The organism is Rhodococcus sp. NPDC003322, assembly GCF_053589555.1.
In genome coordinates this window covers 846,606-870,101 of sequence record NZ_JBSFSC010000001.1, presented here as the reverse complement: position 1 = coordinate 870,101, position 23,496 = coordinate 846,606, and the positions used below count along the sequence as shown (strand labels likewise).

Below are 23,496 nucleotides of genomic sequence, written 5' to 3'. Positions count from 1 at the left end.
TTCCGGATGAGTTGTGTGGGATTCCTCCCGGAATGCGGCAGGAATCCCGCACTTTCATCCGAGCGCGGCGACGATCTGCCTGAGGACCCGGTCCGGGTCGTGGTGCAGCTGGTGCCAGCTGAACCGCAATAGGTGCCAGCCTGCGTTCACCAGGACGTTCTGCCTCTCGAGATCGTGGTTGAACCGTTCGACGTCACGGTGCCAGGCCCAGCCGTCCACCTCTATTGCGACCCGGGCGCGGACGAAGGCGACGTCGATCTCGTAGCCGCAACTGGTCAAGTGCGGTTTCCATCCGGTGATCCCAGCCCGCCGCAGCAGTCGGTGGATCATCCGCTCGGCTTCCGACGCACCGCCCTCGCCCGCCGAGTGGAGTAGTTTCGCGGCGGCCACCGTGCCGCGCCGACCGGAGTTCCGCTCGTGCACGGCCTGCAGGATCGGCAGGGTCGTGTGCCTTTGCAGCGCGCGGTCCATCATCACTGAACCCGACCTCAATTCGACCGCCGCTTCGAGGACGGTCAGGGGCAGTTCGGTGCAGCGCAACGATTTCAGGTGCCCGATGTCGACCCACTCCAGGTCACGCCTGCGGATCCGTACGTTCTTGCGGGAGCGGACTGTGCGACATCGAGGAACGGTCACGTCGCACCGAGCCGGCGGTCTCTCGGTCAGTCCGTGCCACCAGGCTGCGCTCGGGCCGCATGCGACGGAGTCCGACCCGGCGCCGTATACGGCCGCCCGGAGTCGGACCGCGGCGCTATGGGGTCGATCGGCGCGAAGGTAGATGCCGGTATCCAGGCGTCGCCATTCACCCGACGCGACCCGTCTGCTGACGGCGGAGTCGCTCATCCCGGCGTGCAGTGCTTGGCGCAGTGTGATCACGCCGTCCTGCTTGGCCATGGTCGAGTGCACACGATTCGGGGTCATGCCCGGTTTGGACGCACCGAACGGCCGCGGGTTCCGTTCGACACGGAAGATGTGGGATTCCTCCCGGAATGCGGGAGTAGTTCCACACTTTCTCAGGCCGGCTGTTTCACCGCCCCGTCCTCCTCCGCGCGGATCGCGAGCCGGAGGCAGCCGAGCATCGCGAGGGACAGCACGAATCCGGTGAGCGCACCGAGCTGTTCCTGGGCGAACAGGAAGACCTGCGTCACCAGGAGATTGACGACGATCGAGGCGTACAGCAGCCGCAGTGCACGCAGGTACGGGCCGCGCCACAGGAACCACACACCGAGCACGGCCAGGGCTCCGGACACCGTGCTCGACAGTTGGACCATGGTGTCGGAGAGATCGTCGACCGCGGTCTCGTTGTCGGCGAACAGTGCGGCGGCCACCGACGCTACGGCGAACACGGCCTGGATCACGAACAGCGCCAGCACCAGCCGGCGCACGACGCGGTGCCCGAGCACCCGGTCGGTGCGCCGGGTGATGGTGTCGCGCACGCGGGCGATCCGCGTACCCGCGCTGTTGTCGGCGACCGCCTCCGAGATCAGCGCCGCGCGGAGGGTGGCCGCCAGATCGGCGAATCGCGGATCGCGGACCCCGTCGAGCACCCCGATCACGGCGCGGCGGCGGACGTCGTCGAGTTGCCCGAGAGCGAGATCGGTGATCGCGCCCGCACCGATCGCCACCCGCCGCTCGTCGGGCAGTCCGGCCCGGGTGATCGCCTCGCGGGCAATCAGATAGAACAGCACGAACACGACGTAGATCATCGCGATCGCGGGCTGGAAGAAGTAGTTGACGTCGGCGGTGACGAACTTGCCGATCTCGTCGACGAACAGGCCGAAGCCGATTCCGCCGACGAGGGCCGACAGCAGTCGGACCCGGCTGCCCTCGGAGATCCCGAGCGCGACGAGGGCCATCGCCATCAGCAGTCCACCCCACAGCACGTGCGCGACGTGCAGTGCGCCGCCCCCGATCTGCGGGTAGCCCGTCGCGGCGAGGTAGGCGCGGGTGACCAGGACCGTGGCCACCGCCGCGACCAGGAACAGTTCGAATCGGGCCAGCGCCGCCGAGTCGTGGTCCCGGGTGTCGGCCCTCATCGCTGCAGTCCGAGGTTGCGGTAGCGGGCGGTGCGGGCGGCGGCCCGCCGCTCGGCGGGGACGGCGGCGAGGGAGGCGAGTTCGCGCGCGATGGCCTCGCCGACGCGCTTGGAGAAGCCGATCGGTTCCTCGGCGGCGTCGGGCAGTTCGGGAATGATCGCGTCGACAACGCCGTCGCGCAACAGGTCGCGGGACCGGATTCCCTGTGCCTCGGCCATTCGCGGCGCGTGGGTGGTGTCGCGGTGCACGATCGCGCTGGCGCCCTCCGGCGGCAGGGGCGCGAGCCAGCCGTTCTGCGCGGCGAGCACGCGGTCCGCGGGCAGCAGTGCCAGTGCGCCACCACCCGTGCCCTGACCGAGCAGCACCGACACCGTCGGGGTGTCGAGGGTGACGAGATCCGCCAGGCAGCGGGCGATCTCGGGGGCGAGGCCCCGCTCCTCGGCCTCCTTCGACAGCGACGCTCCGAGGGTGTCGATCACCGACACCAGCGGGATGCGAAGTTCCCCGGCCAGTTTCATCGCCCGCCGGGCCTCGCGCAGGGCGCCGGGACCCATCGTCGTCTCGGGGGACTGGCCGCTGCGGTCCTGTCCGAACAGCACGCACGGTTGTCCCCGGAACCGTGCCAGCGACACCAGCACCGTCTTGTCGGCCTCGCCCTGCCCGGTGCCCGACAGCGGCACCTGCTCGGTTGCGGCGTACCGCAACAGTTGCCGGATACCGGGGCGGTCGGCGCGCCGCGACAGCATCACCGACTGCCAGGCGGGCACGTCCGGGATGGCGGCGGGTTCTGGGCGCGTGTCGACGAACTCGTCCGTCTCGCCGGTCATCACCCGCAGTGCGCGGGGGACCAGGTGCCGCAGCTCCCTCGGCTCGACCACGCCGTCGATGACGCCGTTGGCGTACAGGTTCTCCGACGTCTGCACCCCCTCGGGAAACGCCTCCCCGTACAGGGCCTGGTAGACGCGCGGACCGAGGAACCCGACCAGGGCGCCCGGCTGCGCGACGGTGACGTGCCCGAGCGAGCCCCACGACGCGAACACGCCGCCGGTCGTCGGATTCCGCAGGTACACCAGGTACGGCAGGCCCGCCGCCTTGTGCACGGTGATCGCCGCGGCGATCTTCACCATCTGCACGAACGCGAGGGTCCCCTCCTGCATCCGGGTGCCACCCGAGGTCGGGGAGGCAAGCAGCGGCAACCGCTGCGCGGTCGCGCGTTCGACGGCGGTGACGATGCGCTCGGCCGCCGCGACGCCGATCGAGCCGGCGAGGAAGCCGAACTCGCAGGCGATCACCGCGACCCGACGACCACGGACGGTGCCCTCCCCGGTGATCACGGACTCGTCGAGTCCGGTCTTCGCCCGCGCGGCCTCGAGGTCGGCACGGTAGCCGGCGTCGGCGTCCACCTCGAGCGGTGCGGTGTCCCAGGAGCGGTAGCTGTCCTCGTCGAGGACCAGGTCGAGAACGTCGTGGGCGGACAGTCGCGCGGGCATGTGCTCGACATTAGCCAACGGTCCCGGCCGTCAGCGGGTACAGGTTCGTTCGCGAGGGGGGTCGCGGCCGGGAACTCGCGGCACCCCTATGGTGGGGCACCCGAGAAGGTTGCGACGGACGGGGAGGATTGCGGTGGGTGTCTGGGGTCCGGGGAATTTCGAGAGTGACACCGTTGCGGACGGATTGAGTGCGCTGACGGACGGGATCATCGCCGACATTGCCGAGCAGTTCGGTGACGGATCCGACGATTCGGCTCTCGAACCGGATGAGTGGGGCGGGGAGATGGTGCCGGCGTGGCTCGAGATCCTGGTCGGGATCGTCGAGCCGGGACGGGTTGGTGCGACCTTTCCGGCGGTGGCGGTGGTGGCCGATTGGCGTGACCGGTACCTGCGTGCATGGGACGGGTACATCGACGATCTCGATCCGGATGCCGACTACAAGGAAGCCCGACGTGCGGTGCTCGTCGACACCTTCGAGCGAGCTGTGTCGCTCGCGGCGCAGCGCGAACAGGGCTGAAGCCCTCGAGAAGTCGGCCGGCCGGCGGAGCCCGGGCCGTTCACCGCCCGAATGCCTCCCGCCAGGAGACCGTCTTGCCGACCCGCAGGATCGAGCGCTGGTAGATCTTCGCCGCGATCAGCGAGGCACCGACGGTGGCGGCCAGCATGATCGCGACGGTGCCGATCACCTGCCCCGGGCCGGCCACCCCGGCCGCGATCCGCAGCGGCATCAGGATCGCGGAGAACGGTGGAATCCAGCTCAGCACGTTGCTCAGGGTGCCGTCGGGGTTGCCGACGGCGGAGAAGGCGGTGAAGAACATCGCCATGATCAGCAGCATCAGGGGCATGGCAGTGGAGTTGACGTCCTCCTGCCTGGACACCATCGACCCGGCCGCCGCATACAGCACCGCGAAGAAGGCGAAGCCGAGCACGAACCATCCGAGGGTGGACGCGAACACCGCCAGCGCGGTGCCGGTGACGGTGAGCAGTCCGGTCGCCAGGCCCGCGGCGACCCCCACGACGCCGTACGCGGTCAACTGCACCAGGCCGACCGCGCCGATGCCGATGATCTTGCCCCAGAGCAACTGCAGAGGCCGCAGCGTCGAGAGCAGCAGTTCGACCACCCGGCTCGACTTCTCCTCGACCACGCCCATCGCGACGTACATACCGAACCCGAGGATCTGCATGTACAGCAGGATCACCGCCGTGACGGACAGCGCCACCCGCTGTCCGCGTTCGGGATCCGGCGGGTCGAGTGCGTCGACGGTGACCACTGCACCCGAGGTGGCCGCGGCCAGCCGCGCGGTGTCGACGCCCTGCGCGGCGAGGGCCTCCTGCTGGGCCCGGGTGGCGACGGCGACGTCGAGGACGGTGCGCAGGCCTGCCTCCAGCTCGGATTCGGTGACGGCGGTGGCGGATCCGTCCGGGCGCGGGATCAGCGCGACGTCCAGGTCGCCGGAGGTGACGCGGTCGCGGGCGGTCTGTTCGTCGTCGACCGCGGTGACCTCGATGCCGGTGCCGACCTGGTCGCCCGCGGTCACGAGTGCGGCGCCGAGGGACTGGTCGCCGACGAGTCCCACGGAGGCCAGGTCGGGTTCGTCGGCGCCGGAGAAGAGCGAGTAGCCCACCACCGCGCCGACGATCGCGATCAGCACGATCAGGTTGCTGACCACGAAGCTCTTCTTGCGGGTCTGCGCACGGAACTCGCGCCGGGCGACCAGCGCGATGGCGCGGGCGTGGCTCGGCGACGGATCCTGGGCCTGCGCCACAGTCCGAGTCGGCGCGCTCATCCGGACACCACCTCTCGGAACAGTTCGGTCAGGGACGGCCGGTGTTGGGAGAACTCGTGCACGGGACCGGTTTTCAGCGCGGCGGCGAGGACTTCCTGATCGTCGACGCCGGGGTCGAGTTCGAGGACGGTTCGGCCGTCGCGGTGCTCGAGCGTGCGGATGCCTGCCAGGTGGTCCACCCATCCGGGTGGGGCGTCGGGGGCCCGCACGACCAGTTGGGTGCCGCCGCCCCCGCGCAGTTCGTCGACCGTCCCGAGCGCCCGCATCCGACCCGACGCGATGATGCCGACGCGGTGGCACAGACGCTGCACCAGGTCGAGCTGGTGGCTCGAGAAGACCACCGGCACGCCGGTGTTCGCCTTCTCCACCAGCACGTCGCTCATCACGTCGACGGCCACCGGGTCGAGTCCGGAGAACGGTTCGTCGAGGACCAGTACCGCGGGGTCGTGCACCAGCGCGGCGGCCAGCTGCACCCGCTGCTGGTTGCCGAGGCTCAGGGAGTCGACGGTGTCACCGAGCCGCTCGGCGATGCCGAGGCGGTCCGTCCACCGGGTCACCGCGGTCCTGGCCGCGGATCGGGAAAGACCGTGCAGTTCAGCGAGGTACGACAGCTGCTCGCCGACCTTCATCTTCGGGTACAGGCCCCGTTCCTCGGGCATGTAGCCGATGGTGCGGCGCACCTCGAGGTCGACCGGGCGGCCCCCGAGTGTGACCTTGCCTGCGTCGGCGGCGAGCACGCCGAGGACGATCCGCATCGTGGTGGTCTTGCCGGCCCCGTTGGATCCGACGAAACCGAAGATCTCGCCGGGGTGGACCTCGAAACTCAGGTCGTCGAGGGCGACCACATCGCCGTAGCGTTTCGAAAGATGATCGATGGCAAGGGTGTTCCCGCTCACAACGCCTCCTGGCGATCGTCGAGGTACGGGTCGGGTCTGGGGCAGCATCGACTGCCACTTCTCGGAGTTGGCGAGGAAGCGTCGCGCCCGGCCTGCCTGGTAGCGCTCGATCAGATTCTGTTCAGGCACTGCGGCCCTCTCCTGCCTCTCGGTCGCGCCGGTAGAGCTCGGTGGAGAGTGGGGTGAACGGGTGTCTGGAGAACACCGCTTCGACCGGCAGTTCGAAGACGTCGCAGATCCGCATCGCCAGGTCGAGGCTTGGGTAGTGGTCGCCCCGTTCGAGTGCGCCGACGGTCTGCGGGTTCACCTCGATCAGCTCCGCCAACCCCACCCGGCTCAGGGCACGTTCCGCGCGGAGCACGGCGATGCGGTTGAAGATGGGGCGGGACTCCCCGCGCCGTACCGGGCTCATGCCGTCAGTGTTGAAAAAACACAACAACTCGTCAAGTTGTCTCAATGCGCTGAGTCGTGCTCCCCGTCGTTCTACGACGAGATGTAGTAGCCTGTGGGCGTGTGCACCACCGCCGGGGGCGAGCTGTCCGCTCGGGTGCGCGGTGGTGCCGTCGGCGCAACCACCGTGGCCCTGGCCGTCGCGGCCCACGGCGCGGCCGGCGGGGGTCTTCCGGCGGGTTCCACGCTGGTCCTGCTCGTCGGGACGGCGACCGTCCTCGCTGCCCTGACCGCGGCCGTCCCCGTGCTGCGCCGGGGCACGGCGTTCCTGCCTGTCGTGCTCGCCACCGGGCAGGTGCTGTCCCATCTGACCCTGGCGGTCGGCGGTGGCCACCATCCCGCCGACCCGGTCGTGGCCGGCGGCCCGATGCTCGCCGCGCACGGCCTCGCGCTCCTCGTCTGTGCGGGCCTGATCGCCGCCGCGGAGCGGATCGGCCCCGCCTCCGCGGCGGCGCTGCGAGCGGTGGTCGCCGTTCGACTCGCGCGGATCGACCCCGTCGGCCCTGCTGTTTCCGCGCCGGTCGCGGTCCGGACCAGGCCGCTCGCCGAGATGTTCTGCCGCACGGGCCTGCCGCGTCGCGGTCCTCCAGTCCTCGTCTGATCCTCAGAGACCACCCCTGCGTGCCGACGACCCGGTCGGCACGTCACTTCGGCGCGCGCGTGCGCGCCCCTCGATCTTCAGCGAAGGACAACCGAATCATGATGACGAAGAACCGTTTTCGTCGGACCCTGCTCGCCGGCAGCGTCGCGTTCACGATGGGCGCGGCCCTGCTGGGCTGCTCCTCCGACTCCGAATCGGCCACATCCGCGGCGGCCGCGGTGAGCGTCACCGACGCCTGGGCGAAGGCCGCGGACACCGGCATGACCGCGGTGTTCGGCACCCTGGCCAACAGCTCCGGCTCCCCGGTCACGCTCACCTCGGTCGACACCGCGGTCTCGCCGCGGGTGGAGCTGCACGAGATGGCGTCCGACGGCGCCGGCTCGATGTCGATGCGGGAGAAGGAGGGCGGGTTCGAGATCCCCGCGCGCGGTGAGCAGGTGCTCGAACCCGGCGGCGAGCACATCATGCTGTTCGACCTGACCGCCCCCGTCCGCGCCGGCACCCGACTGCCGCTGACCCTGACCTTCTCGGACGGCAGCACCGCCGAGATCGAGGCCCAGGTCCGCGATTTCACCGGGGCGAAGGAGGAGTACTCGGAGCAGCACGGTGGCTGAGCTGAGCCGGCGCCGACTGCTCGGAGTCGGCGCCGTCGCGCTCGGCGGGGCCGCGGTGGGCGGGGCCGCGGTGGGACTGGGCACCGCAGCGGTCCGGGCCGAGACACCCGTCGCCGCGACCGTGCCGTTCCACGGTGAGCATCAGTCGGGGATCGCCACCGCGCCGCCCGCGCACGCCGTTTTCGTCGGGCTGGACCTGCGGCCCGACGTGGATCGGGAGGCGCTGATCCGCCTGATGAGGGTGTGGACCGACGACGCCGTGCGCCTGGCGGCGGGCCGTCCTGCCCTGGCGGACACCGAACCCGACCTGGCGACGGTGCCCGCCCGGCTGACCGTCACCGTCGGGTTCGGGCCGGGTGCGTTCGCGGCCGCGGCGATCGAGGAGCGTCGGCCCGCGTGGCTGGCGCCGTTGCCGCCGTTCGGGATCGACCGGCTCGACCCGAGGTGGAGCGACGGGGACCTGCTGTTGCAGCTCGGCTCCGACGATCCCGTGGCCCTCGCGCACGCCCAACGTGTTCTGCTCAAGGGTGCCCGTTCGGTCGCGACGGTCCGGTGGACACAGCGCGGTTTCCGCCGGGCCCGTGGCAGCGAACCCGACGGCACCACGATGCGGAACCTGATGGGACAGGTGGACGGCACTGTCAATCCGCGGGCAGGCACCGCCGACTTCGACGACCTGGTGTGGATCACCGACGGGTCGTCACTGGCGGGAGGCACGTCGGTGGTGATCCGCCGGATTCGGCTCGACCTCGACGCGTGGGACGAACTGGACCGTCCGGGACGCGAGATCGTCATGGGACGCAGGCTGTCCGACGGCGCACCCCTGACCGGGGACGCCGAGCACGACGAGCCGGACTTCACCGCGCGGGGACCGGGCGGCCTGACGGTGATCGCCCCGAACTCGCACATCGCCCTCGCCCGATCGGCGGACACCGCGGAACGGATGCACCGTCGCTCGTACAACTACGACGAGGCGCCGGCGGGGGAGGACGTGTCCGACTCCGGGCTGATCTTCGTCTCGTACCAGGCGGATCCGGTCACCCAGTTCGTCCCGGTGCAGCAACGGCTGGCGGACGCGGACCTGTTCAACACCTGGTCCACCCCCGTCGGGTCCGCGGTCTTCGCGATCCTGCCCGGCTGCCGGGAGGGGGAGTACCTGGGGCAGTCGCTGCTCGGCATCGGCTGAGCCGCCACTTCAACCGCGGCCGGTGGGTGCCGGGCATGAGGCCCGGCACCCACCGGCGCGGGCATCCGCGTCTTCCCTTCTGGAAGAATTCCGCTCGGGTGGGCACGTGGATACCGCGGTTGCGGTATGGAAGTCCATCCTGTCGGGGGACGCCCGGTGACCCGGCGTCGGCGATAGTCGACGATCCGGCAACCGAGAGGAGACGCAGTGGCGCGCATTCACACTCCGTCGGGTCGTCCGACGATGCACTGGATCGGGCATCTCGCCGTCGCAGTCGTGGTGCTGGTTTCGGGCACGCTTGCGCCCCGCCCCGGTGACGGGTTCGTCTGGTCCCCACCCGTGATGGCCCTGGACGTCGCCGTGGTTGTGATCCTGCTCGCCCGGCATCGCGCCCCGTTCGTGGTGCTGCCCGCCCTGGTCGCTCTCGTCGTCGTGAGTGTTCCGCTCGACCTGTTCAATCCCGGCATCGCCACGGCCACGGCAATCGCGGTCTACGCCGCGACGGTACGGGTGTCCCGTCCCCGAGGCGTGCTGATCGCCGTCGGCGTCGCCGCCGTCATGCTCGTCGCGGTCACGGTCGACGGGTACAACGGCTTCCAGAACGTTCTGACCGTCCTGCTCGGAGGCGCCGTTGGCGATGCGGTCCGCACCCAACGCGACTACGTCACATCGATCACCGAGCGAGCGGAACGCGCCGAGCGCACGCGCGAAGCACTCGCCCGTCAGCGGGTCGCCGAGGCCCGTCTGGCGATCGCACGGGACCTGCACGATGTTGTCGCGCATCAGATCTCGGTGATAAACCTGCACGCCGGCGTCGCCTCGTCGGCCCTGCGCGACCGGCCCCTCGATGCCGAGCGGTCACTGACCGTCATTCGTCGCGCCTCGCGCGCCGCCCTGACCGAGATCGGCGACCTGATGGCCACGCTGAGGGACCCCGCCGCCGCTGCAGCCGGTCCCGCGGGCCTGTCCCAACTCGACGACGTCGTACGCGAATTCGCCGGTCACGGAGTGGATGTCACGGTCCGGATCGACGGAGATCGGTACGAACTGCCCCCCACTGTCGACGTCACCGCGCTGCGGGTGATCCAGGAAGCGCTCACGAACGCTCACAAACACGGCACCGGACGCGAAGCCGACGTGCTCGTCGAGTACCTGCCCCGTTCGCTGCGCATCACCGTGACCAACCCGACCGCGCCGGACGGTGCGGCGCGTGCCGCGCCCGGTACGAGGCAGGGCCTGATCGGCATGGGTGAACGGGTGGAGTCGGTGCGCGGAACACTGTCCTACGGACTCGACGGGATCGGTACCTGGATTCTCGTCGCGGAGTTGCCCGTCGAACCCGTCGATCCGGTGGACACTGTCGACGACCGACCCGCCGCCCCGGAAGATCGCCCGTGACCACCGGGCCGGACCCCGCCCACCGCCGAGACCCACGTGAAGCGCGTCGTGACCGGGCTCCACGCCCACGACCGCGCGCAGCTCGTCGTCGCGGCCCAGTGATCGCGGGCCGGTCCATCCGCGAATCGACCTATCTCGATCCGGGATTCGGCGTTCCCGGAAGAACTCGGCCACGTCGCGGATACCGCGTCCGCGGTACGTGAAAATCCCCCGGTGGCGGGACGACGCGGCACGCTGCACCGAGCAGACTCGTGGCCATGACAACGGACAGCCTGACCGCCGGGCACGGCAGCGGTGGCCCGGTCGGGGACACCGCACGCAAGGGGCACATCGGCGCGGTGTTCGCCGGGCTGCTCGTCGCGATGCTCCTCGCGTCGCTCGACCAGACGATCTTCGCGACCGCACTGCCGACGATCGTCGGTGAACTGAACGGCGTCGATCACATGCTGTGGGTCACCACCGCATATCTCGTCGCCGCGACCGTCATGATGCCGATCTACGGCAAGCTCGGCGACCTGGTGGGCCGCAAGTCCATATTCATCGGCGCGCTGATCCTGTTCCTGATCGGCTCGATCATCGGCGGGCTGGCAGCCGACATGACATGGCTGATCGTCGGGCGCGCCGTGCAGGGCCTCGGCGGCGGCGGACTGATGATCCTGGCGCAGGCCATCATCGCCGACGTCGTTCCGGTGCGGGAACGGTCGAAGTACATGGGCGCCATGGGTGCCGTGTTCGGTGTCTCCGCCGTCGCAGGACCGCTGCTCGGCGGCTGGTTCACCGAGAGCATCGGCTGGCGATGGGCGTTCTGGATCAACATCCCGCTCGGTATCGCTGCGATCGCATGCGCTGCGATCTTCCTGAAACTTCCCAAGCACGATGTGAAGGTCAGGCTCGACGTCTGGGGCATCCTCACGATGGCCGTCGCGGTCACGTCGCTGATCCTCGTCACCTCGTGGGGCGGCACCGAACACGAGTGGGACTCACCGCTGATCATCGGCCTGATCGTCACCACGGTCGTGTTCTGGGCACTGTTCGTGCTCGCCGAGTACAAGGCGGACGAGCCGATCATCCCGCTCGCACTGTTCAAGAGCCGGAACTTCGTGCTCGCCACGACCGCCGGACTGTTCGTCGGCATTGCCATGTTCGGCGCGATCTCCTACATGCCGACCTACCTTCAGATGGTCACCGGCGTGAGCGCCACGGTGTCCGGCCTGCTCCTGCTCCCGATGGTCGTGGGCCTGATGGTCACGTCGGTGACCAGCGGCGCCATCGCCTCCCGCACCGGCAGGTACAAGTGGATGCCGATCGTCGGCATGATCGTCCTCGCCATCGGCTTCCTGCTGTTGTCGACGCTCTCCCCGTCCACCCCGCTGGCGTTGCTGCTGACCTACCTGTTCGTTCTCGGCGCGGGTATAGGCTTCGCCATGCAGATCCTCGTCCTGATCGTGCAGAACTCGTTTCCGGACAGGGTCGTCGGCACGGCGACCGCGGCAAACAATTTCTTCCGCGAGATCGGTGCGTCCCTGGGCGGCGCGGTGGTCGGCGCCCTGTTCACCAGCCGGCTCACCGACCTGCTCACCGAGCGGCTGCCTGTCGACACCGCGGCGAGCGGTGTCGACACGAACTCGCTCACTCCCGCGGCCGTCAACGCGTTGCCGGACGCCCTCGAGGACCTGATTGTCGGCGCCTACAACGACGCGTTGACCCCGGTGTTCACGATGCTGCTGCCGATGGTCGCGGTCGGCTTCGTCCTCGTGGTGTTCATCAAGCAGGTGCCGCTGCGCGCGAGCAGCGACGACGCCGAAGCCGCCACCGCGCTCACTCCTCGCTGAGCCGCCCGCCGTCCATCCGCCACCGGCGGGTGCTGCGCATCGTGTCCAGCATCCGCCGGTCGTGGGTGACGAGCAGCAGGGTTCCGGTGTAGGACTCCATCGCCTGTTCGAGCTGCTCGATGGCGGGCAGGTCGAGGTGGTTGGTCGGCTCGTCGAGGACGAGCAGGTTCACGCCGCGTGCCTGGAGGAGGGCGAGCGCGGCGCGGGTGCGTTCGCCGGGGGACAGGGAATTCGCCGACCGCAGGACGTGGTGGCCCTTGAGGCCGAACTTCGCGAGCAGGGTGCGCACGTCCGCGTCCGGCCAGTCCGGGACCTGCGCGCCGAACGCGGCCGCGAGGGTCTGGTCTCCCTCGAACAGTCCGCGGGCCTGGTCCACCTCGCCGACCGCCACGCCGGAACCGAGTGTCGCGGTGCCCTCGTCGGGGGCGAGTCGGCCGAGCAGGACGCGGAGCAGCGTCGTCTTGCCGGAGCCGTTGGGTCCGGTGACGAGAATGCGGTCACCCCAGTCGATCTGGGCGTGGATCGGGCCGAGCCGGAAGGTTTCACGTTGAACCACCACGCCGGTCAGTGTCGCCACGACCGCGCCGCTGCGGGGTGCGTCCGCGATCTCCATCCGCAGTTCCCACTCCTTGCGCGGCTCCTCGACGACGTCCAACCGTTCGATTCGGCGTTGCGTCTGACGGGCTTTCGCGGCCTGCTTCTCGGTGGACTCGGCGCGCGCCTTGCGGCCCATCTTGTCCGAGTCGGCGCCCTTGGCCTTGCGTCGGGTGTTGCGGACGCCGTGCTCGAGCCAGTTGCGCTGCATCTGCGCGCGGGCCTCGAGGCCGGCCTTGGTGTCCGCGTACTCGTCGTAGCGTTCGCGGGCGTGCCTGCGGGCGACGGCCCGTTCGGTCAGGTACGACTCGTAGCCGCCGTCGTACACGGCGATCTGCTGCTGCGCGAGATCGAGTTCGACGATCCCGGTCACGGTGCGCGCCAGGAACTCCCGGTCGTGGCTGACCACCACGACGCCGGTGCGGGTCTCGGCGACGAACCGTTCCAGGCGTTCGAGGCCGTCGAGGTCCAGGTCGTTGGTCGGCTCGTCGAGCAGCAGCACGTCGTAGCGGGAGAGCAGCAGTGCGGCGAGCCCGACGCGGGCGGCCTGCCCGCCGGACAGGGACGTCATCTCGGCGTGCAGTCCGACGGTGAGCCCGAGGTCGTCGAGTACCTGTTCTGCGCGCTCGTGCAGATCGGCGCCGCCCAGCCCGAGCCAGCGTTCCAGTGCGTGGGCGTAGCGGTCGTCGCCTCCCGGCTCCGTGAGGGTCTCCGCGGCCGCGTTCATCTCCGTCTCGGAATCGGTGACGCCGGTGCGCCGGCCCAGGTACGCCTCGACGGTCTCGCCGGGGATTCGCTCCGGCTCCTGCACCAGGTGCCCGACCGTCGCGTCCGGCGGGCTGAGGGTGACGGTGCCCTCCACGTCGGCGGTGGTGCGCCCGGACAGGATGGACAGCAGCGTCGACTTCCCCGCCCCGTTGGCGCCGACCAGCCCGATCACGTCTCCCGGCGCCACCACGAGATCGAGTCCGGTGAACAGGGTGCGCTCGCCGCGGGCGGCGGAGACGTCGTCGGCGTGCAGCGTGGCGGTCATGCCGGCCAGTCTCTCAGGGGGCGATGTCGCGCCGGACGGGGTGGAGGCCGGTGCCGGGTCGAAGGGTGACGACGGTCACGACGTGCGGTGGCGGTGCCGTGAGCACGGTGGAGCCGCGATTTCCGGCGATGTGGCCACCGTCACGGGGTGTGAATGCGCGTGGTGGGGGAACAACGAGAGCGCTCTCGTGGTTGTGTCGAGCCATGACCGCTGCCTCGGTACCGAACGTCCCCCTCAATGACGGCAACACGATCCCGCAGATCGGGTTCGGGGTGTGGCAGGTGCCCGACGACGAGAGCTACACGGCGGTGACCAGCGCGTTGAGCATCGGCTACCGGAGCATCGACACGGCCGCCGTGTACGGCAACGAGGTGGGCACGGGCCGGGCGATCGCGCACTCCGGGGTGCCGCGGGACGAGCTGTTCGTCACCACCAAGCTGTGGAACAACTCCGCACAGCCGTGGACCCGCGATGCGGTGTTCTTCGAGTTCGACGCCTCCCTGGACCGGCTCGGCCTCGACTACCTCGACCTGTACCTGATCCACTGGCCCCGGCCGATGCGGGACGACTACCGCGCCATCTGGCGGGCCTTCACCGAGCTGCGCGCGGACGGGCGGGTGCGGTCGATCGGCGTCTCCAACTTCGAGCCGGCGCAGTTGCGCACGATCATCGACGACACCGGTGTGGTGCCGGTGATCAATCAGGTCGAGCTGCACCCCGACTTCGCGCAGCCGGAGCTGCGGGCCGTGCACGCCGAACTCGGCATCGTCACCGAGGCGTGGTCGCCGCTCGGTCAGGGCCGAGGTCTGCTCGACGACCCGACGCTCGCCCGCATCGCCGAGAAGCATCAACGGTCGACCGCGCAGGTGGCACTGCGGTGGCATCTCCAGCTGGGCAACGTCGCGATCCCGAAGTCCGTGACCCCCTATCGGATTCGGCAGAACATCGAGGTGCTCGACTTCGAACTCGACGGCGACGACCTCGCTGACATCGCGGGCATGGACGCCGGCAACCGACTCGGTGGCGATCCCGCGACCTTCGATATGGGATAGTTGAGCAGGTATTTTCTGATCACGATTCGGCTTTCCGCGCACGGGCATTCCACGAAATCCGCACGGTCCGCGAAACCGGAGAAACTGGACAGACCGGTGGGTCTTTCGTGCTGCGAAGATTCGAGTCGTGACATGAGCCGTGCGCCGACCGCTGCGCGCGACGCACGGCTTCGGTGATGAGGGAGGGATGAGCATGCGGACGGAAACCGGCTCGAAGGTGGTGACCCGGCCGGTGGCCGCACCGGTGACCCCGCAGTCCACCCGGCCGGCTGCTCGGGAGACCGCGGCGTCGACCGGCCCGGTCTCGGCGGCCGCGCCCGCCGGAACTCCGCTCAGGGACGCGTCGGGTGCGGTGCCGGCCGCCGGTGCGGCGCGGGTGCCGGTCAAGTCACTCGTGCCCGCCCGTTCGGCGACGCGTACCCCGACCCGTCCGCCGGTCTGGGCGCTGGTCCCGGGCTCCCAGTTCGCGGGCGATCGTTACCGGTTGCTCGAACGTTGCGGGGGAAGCACCGACATCGCCTACTGGCGGGCTCGTGACACCGTCCTGGCTCGGGACGTCGCTCTGACCGTGGTCGAATTCCCGGAGGCCGACGGTGCCGCGGCGTTCTTCGACCGCACCGGCTGGCTGTGCCGGATCCGGTCCGACGCGACGGCCGCGATCCTGGACATGTTCGAGATCGACGGCCGCGCGGTGATCGTCGCGCAGTGGAAGCAGAGCCATGCGCTTGGGCTCGTGCGGGCGGGTCGACCGGCGGATGCGGCGGCGGCCGTCGTTCCTCTCGCCCGGCTGGTGCGGGATGCGAACGGCGAGGGGGCCCTCGTCGCGATCGACAACCCCGGACGGGTCCGGGTCGACGCCGACGGCGTGGCGTACCTGGCCTTTCCCGGGGTACCGGCCGACGCGACCGCGCGCGGCGACGTTCGCGGCCTCGGCAACGTCCTGTGCGAGCTGCTCACCGGCATGCATCACACCGGTGACGGTCGGCCGCTCTCGCCGAGTGCGGTTCGCCCCGACGTGCCTGCCGAGTTGTCGGAACTGATCGTGCGTGCGGTCGGTGCGGACGACGTCGCGGCCGGGCGGGTGGTGGACGTGCTCGGCGAGACGGTCGCCGAGGCTGCCGTCGTGCCCGCGGTGCCCGCCGCAGCCGCGTCGGAGATCGGGGCGTTCGTCGCGGCTCCGGCGGCCGAGCCCGAGCGGGACCGGACGTTCTGGAACACGTGGGGTCCGTTTGTCGCCGGGGGTGTGCTGCTGGTCGTGCTGGCCGTCATCGGATGGTTCGTCGGGGTCTCGGTGATCTGACCCACGGCGGTCCCGGTCCTGCTCTCTGGCGTGTTGCCGGGGTGTGCGCCCGACCCGAGTTAGGGTCGAGCAAACTTCTGTGGGCAGGCAGGGGATCGAGCGGTTGGACAGTGGCGGCACCGGAGCGCTGACGGAGCGCTTCCGGGGTGGAATCAGCATGGTCGGACGCGACGGCCTCGAGATGCTGTCCGGGATGTGTCGCTTCAGTTCGGATGATCCCAGTTCCTTTGCGGCCTCGATGATCTCGGTGGACCTCGGGTCCATCAGGGTGAACCGGATGCGCTCGACCGCCGTCCTCGGTGTCCGGGGGGCCGGTCAGCTCGGGGACGTCATGTCCGGCTACGTCGCCGTCGCCTGTGTGCGGTCGGGTTCCGTTGTGGTGGAACAGAATCAGGTGATTCACCACGCAGGTCCCGGCGATGCGGTGTGCGTCGACTTCGGGTGCTCCCTGTTCCTCGACATCGCCGACGGCAGCGACCTGGCCTTCGTCTACCTCCCGCGGTCCGTCGTGTTGTCCCGGTCCGTCGATCGGCGCCGGATCGCCGGAGCGGTGCTGACGGACTCCCCGACCGTGGCGGCTCTCGCGGGAGTGCTGGAACCGTTGACCACCAGTCGGGCTCGGGTGGAGCAGGCCTCGCTGATCGCGCACGCGGTCACGGACCTCGCTCTGGCGGTGCTGAGGGCGGCGCACCCGTCCGACGCCCGACCCGATGACGGTGCCACGGACCTGCGGTCCCGGGTGTACGAGTTCATCGAGCGGAACTTCACCGATCCGACGCTCACGGTCGAACGGGTCGCCGCCGGCGTCAATGTCAGCAGTCGCTACCTGCACAAACTGATGGAGTCGGAGGTCCAGTCGGTCTACGGCGTGATCCGCAGGAGGCGGGTGCGGTGCGGAGTCGACCTGCTCGCCGACCCGGCGCTGGCGGGACTGTCGATCGGGCAGATCGCGCGCCGCAGCGGGTTTTCCGGCCTGAGTCAGTTCGGCCGCGCGGTGCGCGACCTCACCGGTGAGACACCGCGGGACGTGCGTCGGCGGGCCGCGGCGGGTCCGTGACGCCACCCTCGACGTCGAGGCGGGGCAACGCCCGGTGCAGCCAGGGCGGCAGCCACCAGTTGGCCCGTCCGAGGAGCGCCATCGTGGCAGGCACCAGCACCATCCGCACCACGGTCGCGTCGATCAGCACGGCCACCGCCAATCCGACACCCATCATCTTCACCGTGATGTCCCCGTCGAGTGCGAACCCGGTGAACACCGCGATCATGATGGCGGCGGCGCAGGTGATGACCCGGCCGGTGGATGCCAGACCCCGGACCACGGAGCCGTGGGGGTCACCGGTGCGCAGCCAGAACTCCCGGACCCGTGAGAGCAGGAACACCTCGTAGTCCATCGACAGGCCGAACAGGATCGTGAACATCAGGATCGGTACCCAACTCGACACCGGTACCGCTCCGGGAAGGCCGAGAATGCCTGCACCCCAACCCCACTGGAACACCATCACCATCACGCCATAGGCGGCGGCCACCGAGAGCAGGTTCATCGCCGCCGCCTTCACCGCGACCACCGGTGCCCGGAACACCACCGTGAGCAACACCACCGACAACGCGACCACCACGGCGACCACCAGCCACAGGCGCTCGGCGAGCCGCTGGGAGATGTCCGCGAACAGGGCGGTCAGTCCGGTGACGTGGGTGCCCTCCGGCAGCTGTGCACGTAGCCGCTCCAGCGTGTCGGCGGTCGAGGGGTCCGGTGGCGCGGTGGTCGGTTCCACCCGCAGCACCGCCGCGGTGCCCGCGGCGTTCGACACGGGACCGTCGACCCGCGCGACGCCCGGGTCCGCCCGCAGCACGGCGGCCACGGCGGCCGGGTCCGCACCGCGGTCGAGATCCAACGCCACCAGCAGCGGGCCGTTGGCGCCGGGGCCGAACTCCCTCGCCACCAGGTCGTGGGCGACCCGGACGGTGCTGGTGGACGGCTGGCTGCCCGCGTCCTGGGGCCAGGTCCGCATCTGCAGGACCGGCGCCGCCAGCGCCAGCAGCACCAGCAGCGCGCCGAGGGCCCACGGCCACGGCTTGCTTCCCACCCGGTGCGCCCAGCGCGCGGTCGCGGTGTCCGAGTCGGCCCGGCGCGTTCGCGGCCGGCCGAGCACCCGATGTCCGGCCAGTCCGCACAGGGCCGGGACCAACGTCACCGCGGCCAGCATCACCGCGCCGACCGTGAGGAACGTCGCGTACCCGAACGACGAGTACACCGGAAGCCCGGCCAGCCGGAGACCGAACAGCGACACCAGCACCGTCGACCCGGCGAACAGCACCGACACCCCGGCGGTCCCGTTCGCGTGCCCGGCCGCCCGCCGCGGCGTCAACCCGTCCCGCAGGCCGTCCGCGAACCGGGTCACCAGCAGTAGGGCGTAGTCGATGCCGACACCGATCCCGACCATCGTCGCGATCGTCGGAGCGGTGGTGCTGACGTCGGTGAACCCGGCCAGGGCCGTGATCAGCGCGCCGCCGACCCCGACCCCGATCAGTGCCACCGCCAGTGGCAGGCCGGCCGCCACCACCGAGCCGAACGCGAACACCAGGATCAACAGCGCGATCCCGATGCCGATGGACTCCGCCGTCCCGGACGGCGCCGACTGATTCTCGTGGACCTGGCCCCCGAACTCGACCTGCAGGCCCGCGGCACGGGTGTCCTCGGCGGCGGCCTCGAGCGCGCCGGTGCCCTCGCCACCTGCGAAGTCGGTGACCGGCACCGTGTACCGCACGTCGAGGATCGCCGTGTCCCCGCCGGCCGACAGTCGCGGCGGCGCCACGACACCGACCCCGGGCAGGGCGGACAGCCGCGCACCCAGCGCGGACAGGTCGGCGGTCGGGACCGCGCCGTCCGGGGAGTGCACGACCACCCGGGCGTCGGCCCCGGACATCTCCGGGAACCGGTCGGAGAGCAGGTGACTGCCCGGGGTGGAGGCCAGCCCCTCGATGTCGTAGTCGTCGTGCGGGTCACCGCCGACCGTGGCGGCGAGCGTCACGGCGATCGCGAGGACCGCCAGCCAGGCCGACACGACGCGCCAGGGGTGCGCGGCGGCGGCGGATCCGATTCGACTCAGGAAGGTGCTCATGGCACCACCGTCGCGCCGGTCGCTAGTGAACGACTTGCAGCCTGCTGCGGGCGGCCTCGATCCACTGCGGGCACCCGCACCGCTCGGCGAGTTCGAGCGCCGCGGTCAGGTGGGTGCCGGCGGCCTCGGGGCGGTCCAGCAGCAGCGCGAGGTCGGCGAGCACGGTGTCCACCGGTCCGAGCGCGAACGAACCGGTGTCGGCGCCGCCGATCTGGCCGGAATACGCCGACAGCGCCGGATACAGGTCGGCGGCCTCGTCCCGGGATCCCAGCGCGGCCACCGCCACGCCCCGCAGGGTGAGCAGCAGTCCGTGGAAGAAGTCGGACCGTACCGGCCGCATGCCCACCCGCAGCGGGGGCGCGCTGCCTGCCTTGCCGTTGGCGACGAGCGCGAGGGTCAGCGGGTCGATCAGCATGTCCGGTGCCGCGGTGTCGAGCGATTCCAGCAGCACCTCGAACTCGCCGGTCCGGCCCTGCGTCACCCGCAGCGAGAGCAGCGCCATCAGCAGGATGCCGTCGGCATCGAATCCGCCGTGTCCCAGGAACTCCCGGTGTGCGCGCAGATAGCGGGACTCGGCGCCGTCGAGGTCGCCGGTCGCGTGCGCGAGCATGCCGTGCACCATCGCGTTGGTGGCCTGCGCCTGCCGCCACCGATACCGGTCGGCGAGCGCCTCGTTGTGCCGCAGATGCTCGCGCGCGGAGTCCAGATCACCGCGGGCGCAGAGCATCTGCAGAGTGTTGTAGTGACCGATCAGCGCGAAGACCGCGAGATCGTCGTCGCTGCCGATCGCGATCAGTTCCGCGGCGATCGCGGCCCGCATCGCCGCCGGATACGCGCCGTGCCGCAGGGCCAGTCGTGCGTTCAGCGCAAGGCCGAGCAGATGCGGGTCGCCGAGACGGCGGGCCAGTGACTCGGCCTCGACCCCAGCCACCTCGGTGCGGGCATCGTCCTCGCCGTACACCTCGTCGACGAGGATCACCAGGAGCCGGCAGCGTTGCTCGTCCGTGAGCGCGGGCAGTTCCAACGCCCGCTCGATCGCCGTCACGACCCGCAGGTCCACCAGCCCGTAGGGGCGGTTGATCCACGGTGTCGGACTGTCCCAGGCCGTGAGGGCAAGGACCGCGAGGTCGGGCCGCGCGGCGGACTCCGCGGCCGTCAGGGCACGGTCGCGGGCGTCGCGGGCCGGTTGCGCCGCCCCCGCCGCGAGGTGGCTGCGGCCGAGCCTGGCCAGCGCCTGGACGCGGTCGTCCACGTCCCCTCCGCCCGGCAGTCGGTCCATTGCGGCGAGCGCCTGCTCGTAGTGCGCGGCCGCCGCGTCGTGGGCGAAGCGCGCCTCTGCCTGACGGGCGGCCTCGAGTGCGTGGTTCGCGGCCCGGCGCGCGGTGCTCGCCGACAACGCGGCTCCGAAGTGATGGGCAAGCGCGGGCGCGTCGTGCGGATGCACCTGCTCGATGGCCTCGGCGACCCGCAGGTGCCAGCGGGCCCGGCGAACCTGGGCCAGATCGCCGAACAGGGTGTCCCGGACGAGGGCGTGGGTGAACCGCACGGTCATCGCGTCCGGCTCGTCGAGCAGTCCTGCCACCACACCCGCCTCGACGGCTTCGAGGGTTGCCTCCTCGTCGAGTTCCACGGCCCGCAGCAGCACCTCGACGTCCGCCTGCCTGCCGATCACCGCGATCAGCCGCAGCACCGCGACCGTCACCTCCGGCAGCCGGGCAAACCGCCTGCGCAGCACGTCACGGACCCCCGCGGGCACCTCCGAGGTTGCGACGAGTCCGCCCTCACTGCCCAGCAGTCGGGCACTTTCGCGCAGGTAGAAGGGATTTCCGCCGGTGCGTTCGGTGAGCGCCGCGACGGTCGCATCGTCGGCGTCGACCCCGGCGACCTCCCGCACCAGGGCCGCGGCGTCCACCGCCCCGAGACCGCCGAGCCGGATCCGTTCCGGCGTCAGCGGGGCGAGCACCGCGAGCGCCTCCTCGAGTGCCGGGGTCACCTCGTCCGGACGGTACGCGACGACGAGCAGCAGTGGCACGGACTCCGCGACCCGGGTCAGCAGGGTGAGAGTCTCGGTGTCGGCGCGGTGGAGGTCGTCGAGGAACACCGCCAGCGGTCGGTCCCGCCGCGCGAGGTCGAGGTAGTCGGTGACGGCCCGGTGCAGCAGGAACCGGCCGTGCGCCGAGGAGGCGGCCTCGTCGGCGGCCATCCGCGCGTCGTCGAGCAGCGGTGCGAGGGCGGCGGCCAGGGGACCGGGGTCGACCTCGGGTACGAGGGCACGCAGGATCTCGACCCACGCCCAGGCCGGCGGGGCGCCCTCGGCTTCGGGACAGCGCCCCACCAGGACCAGGCTGTCGTCGAGCGCCGCCCGAAGGCGCAGCAGCAACTCGGTCTTGCCGCCGCCCGCCTCACCCGAGACGAGGGCGACACGGGCCCGGTCCGAGACCGAACGCGACGCGGCGAGCAGGGAGTCGAGTTCGTCTCGGCGGCCGACGAATCCGGGCGCCGCAGGCATCGGAGCGGGCGTGGCCGCCGCCTCCTCCGTCACCCCCACGGTCCGTTCGCGCCGCGGGCCGGGGAGCGGCAGACGCTGGGCGAGCAGGTCCGCCTCGAGTTGCTGCAACGGCTGCCCGGGGTCCAGGCCGAGTTCGTCGGCGAGGGTCCCGCGGGCACGGCGCAGCGCGGCCAGCGCGTCGGCTTGCCTGCCGCCGGCGTGCAGCGCCAATGCCAGCAGCCGCCAGCCCTCCTCGCGCAACGGATGCGTACGGGTCAGCGCGCCGGCCTCGGCCGCGGCCGCCGCCGCGTCACCGGTGTCGAGCATCGCCGCGGCGAGCCGTTGATGCGCCACCAGCCGCAGCTCCTCGAGCCGCGCGACCTCCGGCGCGGCCCAGTCGTGGGCCGCGAACTCGGCGTGGGCCGTCCCGCGCCACAGCGCGACCGCCTCTTCGAGCAGCCGGCGCCGATCCGGTGCGGGCGCACCGTCAGCCGCCCGCAGCAGCGACTCGAACCGCCAGGCGTCCACGTCGTCGGTCCCCAGCGTGAGGCAGTACCCCGGCGCGCGGCTGACCAGGACCGCCGCCGGCGTGCGGGGCGCGCGGTCGGGTTCGAGTACGCGACGCAGGTTCGAGACGTACGCCTGCAGGGCGCCCAGTGCCCGCGGCGGGGGTTCGCCGTGCCACAGGTCGTCGATCAGCCGATCCACCGACACGACCGCGCCGCGGGCGATCAGCAGCAGGGTGAGCACGGCGCGCTGGCGGGGGCCGCCGAGATCGAGGACCCCGGTCCCGGTCTCCGCGTCCATCGAGCCGAGCACCCGTATGTACACCGCACAAGGGTAGGGGTTGCGGGGTACTGGCGCGGTACAAGTCGGCGCCAAGAGGGCCGCAAGTGGCGCGGGTGATCGTGACGAGGTCAGCGAACCCGACCCAGGAGGACACCATGAGCACCGCCCTCACCACCGATCGCCCGGACACCGGGGACATGCTCCTCGCCCACAACATCTTCCGACGCGGGTTCGGCTCGCTGCCCGAGCTGGTGCGTGCCGTCCCTGCGGGGGACACCGCCCGCGCTCGCCGGCTGGTCGCCTTCCATGCCGAGATGTGCACCGGACTGCACCATCACCACACCGGTGAGGACGAGCTGATGTGGCCGCTCCTGCTCGACCGGGCGCCCACGGATCACGCGCTGGTGCTGCGGATGGAGGAACAGCACGAACGGATCGGGGAGCTGGTCGAGCGCAGCCAGACCCGCGCGGCCAGGTTCGAGCAGACTGCGGCCGCGGACGACGGTGAGGCACTCGCGGCCACACTCACCGCGCTGGTCGCAGTGCTCGACGAGCATCTCGCCGAGGAGGAGAGCCACATCCTGCCGCTCGTCGAGCAGACCATGTCGGTGGCCGAGTGGGAGAAGCTGGGCGAACGTGGCCGCGCCGCGATCCCACGGAACCGGCAGCTCGTGTTCCTCGGCTTCATGATGCTCGGGGCGCCGCCGGAGCAGCGCACCCGACTGCTCGCGGACATGCCGCTGTCGGCCCGGCTCGCCTGGCGGCTGTTCGGGAACCGGGCCTTCACCAAGGAGTACCGGGAGATCTTCGGCGTCGACCCGAGTTGAGTTC

At 70.9% G+C, this 23,496-nt stretch carries 19 protein-coding genes and 1 pseudogene; 10 read left to right on the top strand and 10 right to left on the bottom strand.

Going from position 1 to position 23,496, the window contains the following annotated elements; translation table 11 throughout:
• Nucleotides 1-54: 54 nt before the first annotated feature.
• The 4 genes and pseudogenes from ACWDUM_RS04015 to ACWDUM_RS04000 all read right to left on the bottom strand — a co-directional run bounded on the left by ACWDUM_RS04015 (nucleotide 55) and on the right by ACWDUM_RS04000 (nucleotide 3,526).
• Nucleotides 55-636, bottom strand: coding sequence for an endonuclease domain-containing protein (locus ACWDUM_RS04015; RefSeq protein ID WP_450133322.1), 582 nt, complete (start codon nucleotides 634-636; stop codon nucleotides 55-57).
• A 144-nt stretch (nucleotides 637-780) separates the two neighbouring features.
• A pseudogene (locus tag ACWDUM_RS04010) lies at nucleotides 781-894 on the bottom strand (type IV toxin-antitoxin system AbiEi family antitoxin domain-containing protein); the annotation flags it as partial.
• A 119-nt stretch (nucleotides 895-1,013) separates the two neighbouring features.
• On the bottom strand, nucleotides 1,014-2,036 hold the full coding sequence (locus ACWDUM_RS04005) for a hypothetical protein (protein ID WP_450132968.1): 1,023 nt from the start codon (nucleotides 2,034-2,036) through the stop codon (nucleotides 1,014-1,016).
• Nucleotides 2,033-3,526 (bottom strand): carboxyl transferase domain-containing protein, encoded by a 1,494-nt coding sequence (locus ACWDUM_RS04000; protein ID WP_450132967.1) that lies wholly within the window; start codon nucleotides 3,524-3,526, stop codon nucleotides 2,033-2,035. The genes ACWDUM_RS04005 and ACWDUM_RS04000 overlap by 4 nt, the downstream gene beginning before the upstream one ends.
• A gap of 133 nt (nucleotides 3,527-3,659) precedes the next feature.
• Here ACWDUM_RS04000 and ACWDUM_RS03995 point away from each other — a divergent pair, with 133 nt between their 5' ends.
• Entirely contained in the window at nucleotides 3,660-4,043 is a 384-nt protein-coding gene (locus ACWDUM_RS03995) for a DUF4259 domain-containing protein (RefSeq protein WP_450132966.1), read from the top strand.
• A gap of 40 nt (nucleotides 4,044-4,083) precedes the next feature.
• On the opposite strand, the gene ACWDUM_RS03990 is transcribed toward ACWDUM_RS03995, so the two are convergent.
• The 3 genes from ACWDUM_RS03990 to ACWDUM_RS03980 all read right to left on the bottom strand — a co-directional run bounded on the left by ACWDUM_RS03990 (nucleotide 4,084) and on the right by ACWDUM_RS03980 (nucleotide 6,621).
• On the bottom strand, nucleotides 4,084-5,313 hold the full coding sequence (locus ACWDUM_RS03990) for an ABC transporter permease (protein ID WP_450132965.1): 1,230 nt from the start codon (nucleotides 5,311-5,313) through the stop codon (nucleotides 4,084-4,086).
• Nucleotides 5,310-6,257 (bottom strand): ABC transporter ATP-binding protein, encoded by a 948-nt coding sequence (locus ACWDUM_RS03985; RefSeq protein ID WP_450133321.1) that lies wholly within the window; start codon nucleotides 6,255-6,257, stop codon nucleotides 5,310-5,312. Before ACWDUM_RS03985 ends, ACWDUM_RS03990 begins: the two co-directional genes overlap by 4 nt.
• A gap of 73 nt (nucleotides 6,258-6,330) precedes the next feature.
• The gene (locus ACWDUM_RS03980) at nucleotides 6,331-6,621 is read right to left on the bottom strand and encodes a helix-turn-helix transcriptional regulator (protein WP_450132964.1); all 291 of its coding nucleotides are present in this window, start codon (nucleotides 6,619-6,621) and stop codon (nucleotides 6,331-6,333) included.
• Between the two features lie 99 nt (nucleotides 6,622-6,720).
• Between ACWDUM_RS03980 and ACWDUM_RS03975 the strand changes: the two genes are divergently transcribed.
• The 5 genes from ACWDUM_RS03975 to ACWDUM_RS03955 all read left to right on the top strand — a co-directional run bounded on the left by ACWDUM_RS03975 (nucleotide 6,721) and on the right by ACWDUM_RS03955 (nucleotide 12,290).
• Nucleotides 6,721-7,260 (top strand): hypothetical protein, encoded by a 540-nt coding sequence (locus ACWDUM_RS03975; protein ID WP_450132963.1) that lies wholly within the window; start codon nucleotides 6,721-6,723, stop codon nucleotides 7,258-7,260.
• Between the two features lie 98 nt (nucleotides 7,261-7,358).
• Nucleotides 7,359-7,874 (top strand): copper chaperone PCu(A)C, encoded by a 516-nt coding sequence (locus ACWDUM_RS03970; protein ID WP_450132962.1) that lies wholly within the window; start codon nucleotides 7,359-7,361, stop codon nucleotides 7,872-7,874.
• Nucleotides 7,867-9,060 carry a Dyp-type peroxidase gene (locus ACWDUM_RS03965; protein ID WP_450132961.1) on the top strand — a complete coding sequence of 398 codons (1,194 nt, stop codon included), beginning with the start codon at nucleotides 7,867-7,869 and terminating at the stop codon, nucleotides 9,058-9,060. Before ACWDUM_RS03970 ends, ACWDUM_RS03965 begins: the two co-directional genes overlap by 8 nt.
• 207 nt (nucleotides 9,061-9,267) lie before the next feature.
• Entirely contained in the window at nucleotides 9,268-10,458 is a 1,191-nt protein-coding gene (locus ACWDUM_RS03960; protein ID WP_450132960.1) for a sensor histidine kinase, read from the top strand.
• Between the two features lie 257 nt (nucleotides 10,459-10,715).
• Entirely contained in the window at nucleotides 10,716-12,290 is a 1,575-nt protein-coding gene (locus tag ACWDUM_RS03955) for an MDR family MFS transporter (RefSeq protein WP_450132959.1), read from the top strand.
• Here ACWDUM_RS03955 and ACWDUM_RS03950 read toward each other — a convergent pair.
• Nucleotides 12,277-13,917, bottom strand: coding sequence for an ABC-F family ATP-binding cassette domain-containing protein (locus tag ACWDUM_RS03950; protein WP_450132958.1), 1,641 nt, complete (start codon nucleotides 13,915-13,917; stop codon nucleotides 12,277-12,279). The two genes, ACWDUM_RS03955 and ACWDUM_RS03950, sit on opposite strands and share 14 nt — an antisense overlap.
• Nucleotides 13,918-14,120: 203 nt before the next feature.
• On the opposite strand from ACWDUM_RS03950, the gene ACWDUM_RS03945 reads away from it, so the two are divergent.
• The 3 genes from ACWDUM_RS03945 (at nucleotide 14,121) to ACWDUM_RS03935 (ending at nucleotide 17,326) form a co-directional block, all read left to right on the top strand.
• Nucleotides 14,121-14,969, top strand: a complete 849-nt coding sequence (locus tag ACWDUM_RS03945; RefSeq protein WP_450132957.1) for an aldo/keto reductase — start codon at nucleotides 14,121-14,123, stop codon at nucleotides 14,967-14,969.
• A 187-nt stretch (nucleotides 14,970-15,156) separates the two neighbouring features.
• Nucleotides 15,157-16,269, top strand: a complete 1,113-nt coding sequence (locus tag ACWDUM_RS03940) for a hypothetical protein (protein ID WP_450132956.1) — start codon at nucleotides 15,157-15,159, stop codon at nucleotides 16,267-16,269.
• Between the two features lie 157 nt (nucleotides 16,270-16,426).
• Entirely contained in the window at nucleotides 16,427-17,326 is a 900-nt protein-coding gene (locus ACWDUM_RS03935) for a helix-turn-helix domain-containing protein (protein WP_450132955.1), read from the top strand.
• On the opposite strand, the gene ACWDUM_RS03930 is transcribed toward ACWDUM_RS03935, so the two are convergent.
• The gene (locus tag ACWDUM_RS03930; RefSeq protein ID WP_450132954.1) at nucleotides 17,274-19,388 is read right to left on the bottom strand and encodes an MMPL family transporter; all 2,115 of its coding nucleotides are present in this window, start codon (nucleotides 19,386-19,388) and stop codon (nucleotides 17,274-17,276) included. The two genes, ACWDUM_RS03935 and ACWDUM_RS03930, sit on opposite strands and share 53 nt — an antisense overlap.
• A gap of 22 nt (nucleotides 19,389-19,410) precedes the next feature.
• Nucleotides 19,411-22,707, bottom strand: a complete 3,297-nt coding sequence (locus ACWDUM_RS03925; RefSeq protein WP_450132953.1) for a BTAD domain-containing putative transcriptional regulator — start codon at nucleotides 22,705-22,707, stop codon at nucleotides 19,411-19,413.
• A 113-nt stretch (nucleotides 22,708-22,820) separates the two neighbouring features.
• Here ACWDUM_RS03925 and ACWDUM_RS03920 point away from each other — a divergent pair, with 113 nt between their 5' ends.
• Nucleotides 22,821-23,492: a hemerythrin domain-containing protein gene (locus ACWDUM_RS03920; protein ID WP_450132952.1), complete on the top strand. Its 672-nt coding sequence runs from the start codon at nucleotides 22,821-22,823 to the stop codon at nucleotides 23,490-23,492.
• Nucleotides 23,493-23,496: the final 4 nt, after the last annotated feature.